At 69.2% G+C, this 10,901-nt stretch carries 7 protein-coding genes; 1 reads left to right on the forward strand and 6 read right to left on the reverse strand.

Translation table 11 applies throughout. From position 1 onward, the window contains the following. The first annotated feature begins 162 nt into the window (after positions 1-162). Positions 163-1,584, forward strand: a complete 1,422-nt coding sequence (locus AC1VXD_RS19050) for a M28 family peptidase (protein ID WP_482993361.1) — start codon at positions 163-165, stop codon at positions 1,582-1,584. A 63-nt stretch (positions 1,585-1,647) separates the two neighbouring features. Here the strand turns inward: AC1VXD_RS19050 and AC1VXD_RS19055 are convergent, their stop codons facing one another. From AC1VXD_RS19055 to AC1VXD_RS19080, 6 genes are all read right to left on the reverse strand, one after another. Then, a complete protein-coding gene (locus AC1VXD_RS19055) occupies positions 1,648-2,481 on the reverse strand; it encodes a TrmH family RNA methyltransferase (RefSeq protein WP_482993362.1) in 834 nt (277 codons plus the stop codon). Beyond that, positions 2,482-3,993, reverse strand: a complete 1,512-nt coding sequence (locus AC1VXD_RS19060) for an alanine/glycine:cation symporter family protein (protein ID WP_482993363.1) — start codon at positions 3,991-3,993, stop codon at positions 2,482-2,484. Positions 3,994-4,242: 249 nt separating this feature from the next. Further along, entirely contained in the window at positions 4,243-4,884 is a 642-nt protein-coding gene (locus AC1VXD_RS19065; protein ID WP_482993364.1) for a GNAT family N-acetyltransferase, read from the reverse strand. Further along, a complete protein-coding gene (locus AC1VXD_RS19070) occupies positions 4,877-8,002 on the reverse strand; it encodes an efflux RND transporter permease subunit (RefSeq protein ID WP_482993365.1) in 3,126 nt (1,041 codons plus the stop codon). The genes AC1VXD_RS19065 and AC1VXD_RS19070 overlap by 8 nt, the downstream gene beginning before the upstream one ends. Continuing rightward, on the reverse strand, positions 7,999-9,111 hold the full coding sequence (locus AC1VXD_RS19075) for an efflux RND transporter periplasmic adaptor subunit (RefSeq protein WP_482993366.1): 1,113 nt from the start codon (positions 9,109-9,111) through the stop codon (positions 7,999-8,001). The genes AC1VXD_RS19070 and AC1VXD_RS19075 overlap by 4 nt, the downstream gene beginning before the upstream one ends. A gap of 486 nt (positions 9,112-9,597) precedes the next feature. Then, the gene (locus AC1VXD_RS19080; protein WP_482993367.1) at positions 9,598-10,566 is read right to left on the reverse strand and encodes an MBL fold metallo-hydrolase; all 969 of its coding nucleotides are present in this window, start codon (positions 10,564-10,566) and stop codon (positions 9,598-9,600) included. Positions 10,567-10,901 lie beyond the last annotated feature (335 nt).

Consider the following 10,901-nt stretch of genomic DNA (forward strand, 5'->3'; position numbering starts at 1 on the left):
GGGTGGGTGTGTGGTGGTGGGGCGGCGGGGCCCGCCCCCCCCGGCTACCGCTTTGCCGGTCATGGCCGGAAAACAGCGTTCGCCGCCACCGTGACCTCCCACCCATGCGCGGCACTGAACGACTGTTAAGCTCCAAGGCTGATTCCCTTCCCGGAGCTGTCCATGCGTCGCCGCGTCCTTGCCATCGCATCCTCCCTCGCCCTGCTGGCCGCGCCGGCCTTTGCGGCGCCGCGCACCACCACCCTGCCTCCGGCCTCGCTGGCCACGGCCGCGCAGCTGCGCGACCAGGCACTGGCCGATGACACCGGCTGGAAGGTGGTGGAATCGCTGACCACCGAGATCGGCCCGCGCATCGCTGGCGGCGAAGCCGATGCCCGCGCCGTGGCCTGGGCCGAAGCAAAGTTCAAGGCGCTCGGCTTCGACAAGGTGTGGAAGGAGCCGGTGACTTTCCCGAAGTGGGAACGTCGCGGTGAACACGCCGCCGTGACCGGCAAGCACCAGCAGCCGTTGCAGATCACCGCGCTGGGCGGCAGCCCGGGCGGCAGCGTCGAAGCCGAAGTCGTGCGCTTTGCCGACCTCGCCGCACTGCAGGCAGCGCCGGAGGGCTCCCTGAAGGGCAAGATCGCCTTCGTCGATTACCAGATGCTGCCGTTCCGCGATGGCCGTGATTACGGCCGCGGCGGCGCGATCCGCAGCAAGGGGCCGTCGGAAGCGATCCGCAAGGGTGCGGTCGGCTTCCTGATGCGCTCGGCCGGCACCGATTCGCACCGCGTGCCGCATACCGGCATCACCCGTTACGACGACGGCCTGACCCCGGTGCCCTCCGCTGCACTGTCGGTACCCGATGCCGACCAGCTGGCGCGCCTGGTGGCGCGCGGCAGCACCACCGTGAAGGTGACCCTGGACTGCGGCTGGGATGGCACCGCCACCTCCTACAACGTGATCGGTGAAATCACCGGGCGCAGCCTGCCCAAGGAAGTGGTGGTGATCGGTGGTCACCTCGATTCCTGGGACCTGGGCACCGGCGCCATCGATGACGGCGCGGGCGTGGGCATCACCATGGCCGCCGGCCACCTGATCGGCCAGCTCAAACAGGCCCCCAAGCGCACCATCCGCGTGGTCGCCTTCGCCAATGAAGAGCAGGGCCTGTACGGCGGCAAGGCCTACGCCGAAGCCCATGCCAAGGACGTGGCGCGGCACCAGCTGGCCGCCGAGAGCGATTTCGGTGCCGGCCGCATCTACGCGTTCAACACCGGCTCGCCGAACCCGGAGGGTTCGCGTGAGGCCACCGCGCAGATTGCCGAAGTGATGAAGCCGCTGGGCATCGAGTACATGGCCGACAAGGGTGGCCCGGGCCCGGACGTCGGCCCGCTGGCAGCCAAGGGCGGCGCGTGGGCATGGCTGGCGCAGGACGGCTCGGACTACTTCGATTTGCACCACACCGCTGACGACACCCTGGACAAGATCGACCCGAAGGCACTGGCGCAGAACGTGGCCGCCTACACCGTGTTCGCGTACCTGGCGGCCGAGGCCGATGGCACCTTCGGCAGTGAAGCCAAGGCGACCACGCCGCCGAACGAGTGAGGCGGTGACGTGCTGGGGTCAGAGCCCTCGCCTTGGCGAGGGATCTGACCCCGATCCGGCAATTCAGCCGCGACGGCTGGCCCACTGCGCCAGCAGCACCGCCGTCGCCGAGGCGACGTTGAGGCTTTCCACCGCGCCGCTGCCGGGGATGGAGACCTGCTGGTCGCACTGGCTGGCAAGCGCTCGGTCCATGCCCTCGCTCTCGGCGCCCATCACGTACACCAGGCGCGCCGGCAACTCGGCACGGAACACGTCCTGGCCACCCTCGACCAGAGTCGCGGCCAGGCCGAAGCCGGCGGCACGCAGCTGCGCCATGGCATCCGCGTCATCGGGCAGCTGCACCAGCGGCAGGGCCTCGGCGCCGCCCTCGGCCACGCGTGCGGCGGCACCGGACAGGGCCAGCGTGCTGCCGGCCGGCAGCAGCAGCGCCTTCGCGCCAAAATGCGCCGCCGAACGCAGGATCGCCCCAAGATTGTGCGGGTTGCCCACGCCATCCAGCCACAGCGCCACTGCCGGGCCATCGCCTACCTGCTGCAGCCACTGCGCCAGCGGCAGCACCGGCGCACGCAGCACGTCGGCCACCACGCCTTCGTGGTGGGTGGTGCCGGCCAGCTTGTTCAGATCGCCGTCTTCCACTACGCGGTAGCCCACGCGGTTGGCCACGCACCACTTCAGCAACGGCTGCAGGCGCGGAATGCGCGCCTCCAGCAGGTACAGCTTGCGCAGGGCCTGCGGGCGCGCTTCGAAGGCGGCCAGCACGGCGTTCAGGCCGAACAGGCGCAGCTCATCATTGCCGCCGCGGCCGCCACCGCCGGTGGCCGGCACCTCCGCACGCGGCAACGGCGTTGCGCGCGGCGGACGGGCGGACGGACGGCGGTTGTTCCAAGGGTTGTTCACTTACACACTCTCCTGCTTGCGCTGGCGCCAGAAGTCCGCGTTCTTGATGCCCAGGGCATCAGGGTCGAACGTCGGATCCAGGCCCAGCTTCTTCTGTCGTTCGTAATCACGCAGGGCCAGCATGGCCGGCTTCTGGATGATGAGGATGGCGATGATGTTCAGCCAGGCCATCAGGCCCACACCGATGTCACCCAGCGCCCAGGCCAGGGTCGCATTATGGAATGCGCCGAACACGACCATGGCCAGGATGCCCAGGCGCAGCACCAGCACGGTCAGCGGGCGCTTCCTGTTCTGGTTGACGTAGGTCAGGTTGGTTTCGGCCATGTAGTAATAGGCCATGATGGTGGTGAAGGCGAAGAAGAAGATGGCGATCGATACGAACGCCGCGCCCCACCCCGGCAGCACCGCTTCCACGCCCGCCTGCGCATAGCCGGCGCCTTCCGGAATACCGGCCAGGCCCTGGAAGATCGGAGGTGCACTGGCGCCCGCAGGCGAGTACACGTTGTACGTACCGCTGGCCAGGATCAGGAACGCGGTGGCGGTGCATACCATCATGGTGTCGAAGTAGATGGCGAAGGCCTGCACGTAGCCCTGCTTGGCCGGGTGCGAGACCTCGGACGCAGCAGCTGCGTGCGGGCCCGAGCCCTGGCCGGCTTCGTTGGCGTAGATGCCGCGCTTGATGCCCCACTCCACCGCCAGGCCCATCATCGCACCGAACGCGGCATGGGTGCCGAACGCGCTGTCGAAGATGATGCCGAACATTTCCGGCACGCGGTCGTAGTTGATGATCATGATGACGATGGCCGTCAGGATGAAGGCGGCCGCCATGAACGGCACCACCACTTCGGCGAAGTTGGCGATGCGCTTGACGCCACCGAAGATGACCACGCCCAGCAGCAGGGCCACGACGATGCCGATGCCCAGCTTCAGCGCCTCGACCGAGCTCATGCCCAGCATCTGGCCGTCCAGCGGGCCGCATACGGCGGTGCCGCGGCAGGCGTTGATGACGCTGTCAGCGATGGCATTGGCCTGCACGCCCGGCATCAGGAAACCGGCAGCGATGATCGTGGCGATGGCGAAGGCCAGCGCGTACCACTTCAGGCCCATGGCCTTTTCGATGTAGTACGCCGGGCCACCGCGGTAGCGGCCATCGGCATCCTTGGTCTTGTAGATCTGCGCCAGGGTGCATTCCACGTACGAGGTGGACGCGCCGAAGAAGCCCATCACCCACATCCAGAAAATGGCGCCCGGGCCGCCGAAGGCGATGGCGGTGGCCACGCCGGCGATGTTGCCGATGCCCATGCGGCCGGCCATCGACATGGCCAGGGCCTGGAAGGAGGACACGCCGGCGTCGGACTTCTCGCCCCTGACGGTGAGGCGGCACATCTCGAAGAAGCCGCGGAGCTGCATGAAGCGGGTACGCAGGCTGAAGAACAGGCCGGCGCCCAGGCACACAGCGATGAGTGCCTTGCTCCAGATGATGCTGTTGATGAAATGTACGGTTGCTTCCACGCGCGCTCTCTCCAGTCGGCGGGTTGTAAGGACGTCCCGTCGGCTGGAAGGGACGGGACCGATTCTCCCTGATCGAAGGTCACTGCGGTAGCGCCAGAAGCATCCGCCGGGGCAAGCCCCCCCCAAACACCAAAAACCCAGCACCCACCCGTAACGCCCCGCCCCCGCCGCGGGGGGGGGCGGCGCCGCGCCGCCCGCCCCCCGCCCCCCCCCCCCCCCGGGGCCCGGGGCCCCCCCCCCCGCGGCTGTTCAGGGCAGCTGCGTGCGCACCCGCGCGAAGCGGCGCAGGTCGTGCAGGACGCCGCGCTTGTAGACGGCGCAGCGGGCCGTGCCCTCTTCGGCAAAGCCATTGGCCAGCAGCACGCGGGCCGAGCCTTCGTTGAAGTCCAGCACCTCGGCCTGCAGCCTGAACAGGCGCAGCTCGTCCATCACCCAGGGGGCGAACAGGGCTACGACGCGGCTCATCACGCCTTGGCCCCAATGTGACTGGCCCAGCCAATATCCCAATTCGGCGGTATGCCCGCGCTCGGCCGTGCCTGGCTGCGCGCCAATGCTGCCGCAGGCGTGGCCGTCGATCTCGATGGCCAGGTTGAGGGTGCCGGGAGCGAGCACGCGGCCGGCCAGGAAGGCCTCGCCGTCCTCGCGGGTGTACGGGTACGGGAAGCGGTCGCGCAGGCCGCGCGAGACGGCGGGGTCGTTGGCGTGGTGCAGCAGCGACGCGAGGTCGTCGGGGTGCCAGGGGCGCAGGGTGAAGCCGTCGCCGTGCAGGCTTGGGGTCAGAGCCCTTTCCCCTTGGGAAAGGGATCCGACCCCTTCGGCGGGCTGGTTTGGGGTCAGAGCCCTTTCCCCTTGGGAAAGGGATCCGACCCCACTTGCATGCCGGTCAGGCATGACCGCCGACCGAGGGCGATTCGGCTTCCTGCTTCTCCAGTTCGCGCTTCACCGCTTCCGGCGAACGGGTGTACGGGGCCAGGCGTGCGTAGAACGCCGGCACCACGAACAGCGACAGGAAGGTGGACAGGGTGACGCCGAAGATGATCACGATCCCGATGGTGCCGCGGCTGGCCGAACCCGGGCCGCCGGCCACCACCAGCGGGATGGCGCCGACCACGGTGGCGATCGAGGTCATCAGGATCGGACGCAGGCGGACCACGGCCGATTCGATGATCGCCGCGCGCACGGTGCGACCGTCATCGCGCAGCTGATTGGCGAACTCGACGATCAGGATGCCGTTCTTGGCCGCCAGGCCGACCAGCATCACGATGCCGATCTGGCTGAACAGGTTCACCGTGCCGCCACTCACCCACAGGCCGACCAGAGCGCCGAGCACGCCCAGCGGCACGGTCAGCATGATGGTGAGCGGGTGGATGAAGCTTTCGAACTGCGCGGCCAGCACCAGGTAGACCACCAGCAGGGCCATGGCGAAGGTCAGCAGCACCGCGCCGCCCGCGCTCTGGAACTCGCGCGACTCACCCTTCCAGTTGATCTGCGCGTACTGCGGCAGCTCCTCGCGGGTGACCTGCTGCGCCCAGGCGATGGCCTCGCCCAGCGGATAGCCGGGGGCCAGGCCGGCGCTGATGGTGATCGAGCGCAGGCGGTTGAAGCGGTTCAGGGTGCCGGCCTCGGCCACTTCGCTGAGGGTGACCAGATTGGACAGCGGCACCAGTTCGCCCGAATTGGCGCGCACGCGGATGGCGGCCAGGTCGGCGGGGCTGGCACGGCCATCGCGGCCGGCCTGCACCAGCACGTCGTACTCCTCGCCGTTGTCGACGAAGGTGGTGACGCGGCGCGAGCCCATCATCGTTTCCAGCGCAGAGCCGATGGCGGTGACCGGCACGCCGAGGTCGGCCGCGCGCTGGCGGTCGATGTTCACCCGCATCTGCGGGCGGGTTTCCTTGTAGTCCGAATCGGGGCTGACCAGTCCGGGATTGTCGGCCATGCGCAGCAGGATGCGGTCACGCCACTGCGCGATCTCGGCATATTCCGGCCCCCCCAGCACGATCTGGAACGGCTGGCCACCGCTGCGCACCAGGCCACCACCGACCTGCGTACGCACGCGCACGCCGCGCAGGGTGTCCAGTTCCTTCTGCAGGTCATTGGCCACGTCCACGGTGTTCTCCGTGCGCTCGCGCCATGGCTGCAGGAACACGCTGACGCGACCGGTATGCATTTCCTCACTGGATCCCCACCCGCCCGGCACGCGGGGATTGGCCCGCACGATCGGTTTGTCGGCGCCCACGTGCGGCGCCAGCAATGCTTCGACCTGCTGCACCTGCTGCACGGTGTAGTCGTAGCCTGCGCCTTCCGGGCCGTCGATCATGATCTGGAACGAGCCGCGGTCTTCGGCCGGGGCCAGTTCGGACGGCAGGATTTTCAACAGGCCCCAGCTGGCGGCCAGCGCCAGCACCATCACCACCAGGTAGATCCACAGACGGTCGACATGGTGGTCCAGTACGCGGCCGTAACCGGATGCCAGGCGTTCCAGGTTGCGGTTGATGACCCCATACAGGCCGCGCGGTGCCTGCCCGGTGTGTGGTTTCAGCAGCTTGGAAGCCATCATCGGGGTGAGCGTGAGCGCCACGAACGCCGACAGCGCCACCGCCGCAGCCAGCGCCACGGCCAGCTCGCGGAACAGGCGGCCGGTGTTGCCTTCCAGGAAACCGACCGGCAGGAACACCGCCACCAGCACCGCGGTGGTGGCGATGACCGCGAAGGCGACCTGGGTGGTGCCGCGCTTGGAGGCGACCAGCGGCGGTTCGCCCAGGTCGATGCGACGCTGTACGTTCTCCACGACCACGATCGCGTCATCCACCACCAGGCCGATACACAGCACCAGGGCCAGCAAGGTCAGCAGGTTGATGGAGAAACCAAAGGCGTACAGCGCGATGAAGGCCGCGACCAGGCAGACCGGCACGGTCACAGCAGGGATCAACGCGGCGCGGAAGCTGCCCAGGAACAGCCAGATGACCGCCAGCACCAGCAGCATCGCTTCGACCAGCGTCGCGTAGACGCGGTCAACGGCCGCTTCAATGAAGGTGGTGTTATCAAAGGTGACCACGATCTGCGTGCCTTCGGGCAGTGTCGCGGCGATCTTTTCTGCTTCAGCGCGCGCGGCGCGGGCCACGTCCAGCGAGTTCGCGGTCGAGGTCTTGACGATGCCCAGGCCGACGCCCGGTTCGCCGTTGCTGCGGAAATACGCGCGGCGTTCGGCCGATGCCAGCTCGATCCTGGCCACGTCGCCCATGCGCACCACGTAGCCATCGCTGCCCTTGCCGAGCGGGATGGTGGCGAAATCCTCGGGCTTCACGTAGTTGCGCTCGACGCGCAGGGTGAAGTCACGGTCAGTCGATTCGATGCGGCCGGCCGGCAGTTCCACGTTCTCGTTGCGCAGCGCGGTTTCCACGTCGCCGGTGGTCAGGCCACGCGCGGCCAGCTGGTCGCGGTCCAGCCAGATGCGCATCGCGTAACGCTGGCGGCCACCGATGCGGACCTGGGCCACGCCGTCCAGGCTGGAGAAGCGGTCGACCACGTAGCGGTCGGCGTAGTCGCTCAGTTCCAGCGTGTCCATCGTGGTGGAGGACATGTTGAACCAGATGATCGGATCGGCATCGCTCTCGACCTTGGCGATTTCCGGCGGACGCGCCTCTTCGGGCATGCGGTCGGCCACGCGGCTGACCGCGTCGCGCACGTCGTTGGCGGCCGCTTCGATATCGCGGTTGGAGGTGAATTCGATGCTGACCTGCGAACGGCCGTTGCTGCTGCGCGCGTTGATCGTGTCGATGCCCTCGATGCCGGCCAGCGCATCTTCCAGCACCTGGGTGACGCGGCTCTCGATGACCGCCGCCGAAGCACCGGTGTAGTCCACCGACACCGAGACGATGGGCGGATCGATGGCCGGCAGCTCACGCAGGGTCAGGCGGGTGAAGGACATGATGCCCAGCACCACCAGCAGCAGGCTCATCACCACGGCGAACACCGGCCGCTGGATGGAAATGTCCGACAGTTTCATCCGCCGTCGCCCTCGGCCGGTGCAGGTGCCGTAGCCGGCGCCTTGGCCGGTGCGGTGCCGTTGGCCGGCGCAGCGTCGGTGGCGGCGACCTTCAGGCCGGCGCGCAGCTTGCCGGTGCCGTCGACGACGATGCGTTCGCCACCCTGCAGGCCCTGGCGGATCTCGACCACGCCGGCACGACGCGCGCCGGTGGTCACATCAACGCGTTCGACGGTGTCGTCGGCCTTGATACGGTAGATGAAGGTATCGCGGCCGACCTGCACCACGGCGATTTCCGGCACCACCAGCGCCGGGCGCTCGGGGCGGAACAGACGCACGTCCAGCAGCATGCCCGGGCGCAGCGCGTGGTCGGCGTTGGCGAAGTCGGCGCGCACGGTCACCGCACGCGTGGCCGGATCGACGCGTGCATCGATGGTGGTCACTTCGCCTTCGAAGGTGCGGCCCGGCCAGGCGACGCTGGTCGCGCTGACCTTGTCGCCGTTGGAGAGCGCGGCCATTTCCACTTCCGGCACCTGGAAATCGACGTGCATGCGCTCGATGTCATCGAGGGTAGCGATGACGGTGGTCGGGGTCAGCAGCGTGCCCGGGCTGACCTGGCGGATGCCGAGCACGCCGGCAAACGGTGCACGCACGCGACGGTCGCCGATGTCCGCCTGCATCTGCGCCACGCGCGCTTCGGCGGCGTCGCGGATCGACTTCTGGGTATCGAGGGTGGCGCTAGAGACCAGGCGCTGGGTGGCCAGCTCGCGCTGCCGCTTGTACAGCTGATCGGCTTCGTGGAAGGTCGCCTGCGCCTGCACCAGCGCCGCCTCCTGGGCCTGCCCGCGCAGGGTCACGATGGGCGCACCGGCGGCGACCTGCTGGCCGCTTTCGAAGTGCACGCGGTCGACGATCTCGCTCACCTTGGCGGTGACGTTGATGGATTCACGGGCCTTGGCCGTGCCCAGCGCCTGCAGGGTGTCGTTCCACTGCGAGGGCTGCACGACGCGGGCGGTGACCGGCACCGCTTCGCCCTGCCGACGCGCGGCGGCCTCCTGTTTGCCTGCGCACCCGGCCAGGACGGCCAGGCTGAGGCCAAGGGCCAGGGTCGAAGCAATACGAGCCAACATGAAGGGTCCTGGTTGTTGCATGGCCGCCGAGTGTAGGCAAGCGCCTGCGAAAGCGGTATGTGCCAAGCGTTTACCGGCGTGGAACCGGCGCTGCGGTGGCGCCGTGAACCCGTTCCATGCAAGGCTCGGGGGCGCAATGTCGGCGTATGTCGGGATGTATCCGGCCGCACTTTTTCGTGCGTTGCCATCGTACAGTCGAGGCTGCTTGGCAGAGGGCGCCAGGCGGGGGTCGGCCCTGGCGGGGTCCGGCCCTGTTTTTTTTGTTCGGGCAGGGCTTGCAGCCCTGCACCTGCAGAAGCGGTAGTGGCGGGGGCCGGGGCGCCCCCCCCCCGTGCACAGCCCCCCCAACCAGGGGTTGGGGGGGGGGGGGGGCGGGGGGGGGGGGTGTTTTGGGGGGGCCCGGGGCGGGGGGGGGTGGGGCCCGGGCGACCCCCCTTTGGCCCCCGCCGGGGGCCCGGGTCGGGCGGGCCTTCCCCCGGCGACCTTTCATTTCAACGGCGAATACTCCGTCGGCACCCACGCATAGGCCTCGCCCTCGCCGCGCACATGGCCCAGGCCGGGGAACGGCAGGTGCGCACCGGCCACCCACCAGCCCTTGGCGGTGGCCTGCTCAAGCAGCCCGCGACGGCTGGCGATGGCCGCCTTGCGGTCGGCATCGGCCTCGAACGCCGCTTCCGGGTGCGCGAACTGCACCGCGTGGAAGTGCAGCACGTCGCCCCACACCAGCAACGACTGGCCCTGGCTGTCGAACCGGTAGGAGACATGGCCGGGGGTATGGCCGTGGCTGTCCATGGCCACCGCGCCGCCGGGCAGGGCATCACCGGGCTGGAAGGTGCGCAGCCTGCGCTGGGCCTGGTACGGCGCCACCGCATTGCGCGCCAGCGGGAAGGCGAAACGCACGCCCTGCGGCTCACCGGCTTCGCTGGCCGGGTCCAGCCAGTAATCGGCATCGGCCTTGGACAGCCACACCCTGGCATTGGGGTAGGCCGGCTGCCCCTGCGCGTCGAGCACGCCGCACATGTGGTCCGGGTGGGCATGGGTGAGCAGGATGTCATCCACCTCGGCCGGGTCGACGCCGGCGGCCCGCAGGTTGCCCAGCACCTGGCCCAGGCCGGGGCCGAAGCACTGCGCGGTGCCGGTATCGACCAGGGTCAGGTGGTTGCCCTGGCGGACCAGGAAGGCGTTGACCGCGGTCTGCAGGCCCTTCTTGTCCTCGGTCACATAGCGGCCGTCGAGCAGGCGGGTGACCAGGGAGGGCGAGACATCGACCACTTGCTGGCGGCCGAGCGCGACCACGCCATCGAACAGGGCGGTGACCTGCAGGGCGCCGACGCCCTGGTGGTAGACGCCTGGCACCTGCTGGGTGGGGGCGGGCGAGGTGGCTTCGGCCAGGGCGGCCAGCGGCAGGGAGGACAGGGCCAGCAGCAGGGCGCCGCGCAGGGGCAGGTGACGCAAGGCGGGAGATTCCGTCGCTGTGCAGGGTGCCGGGTGGCGCGCACGCGATGCGCTCAAACCACTGCGTGGAATGCTCAAGGGGTTTTTGTTTTGCAGGGCTTGCAGCCCTGCACCTGCTGCAATCAACGTCAACGGCAAAAGCTGGGTATCCGTGGGTAGGCGGGGGGGGGGGGGGGGGGGGGGGGGGGGGGGGGCGGCCGGTCCGCGCGCGGCGGGGGCCGCGCCGCCGCGCGGGCGGTTGGGGTGTCGGCCCCCCCCCCCCCCCCCCCCCCCCCCCCCCCCGCCATCCCACGGAATGCCGCTCTGGCTTTGGCCGTTGCATTGAGCAGGTGCAG

The sequence above is a fragment of the Stenotrophomonas sp. STEN054 genome (genome assembly GCF_056854535.1).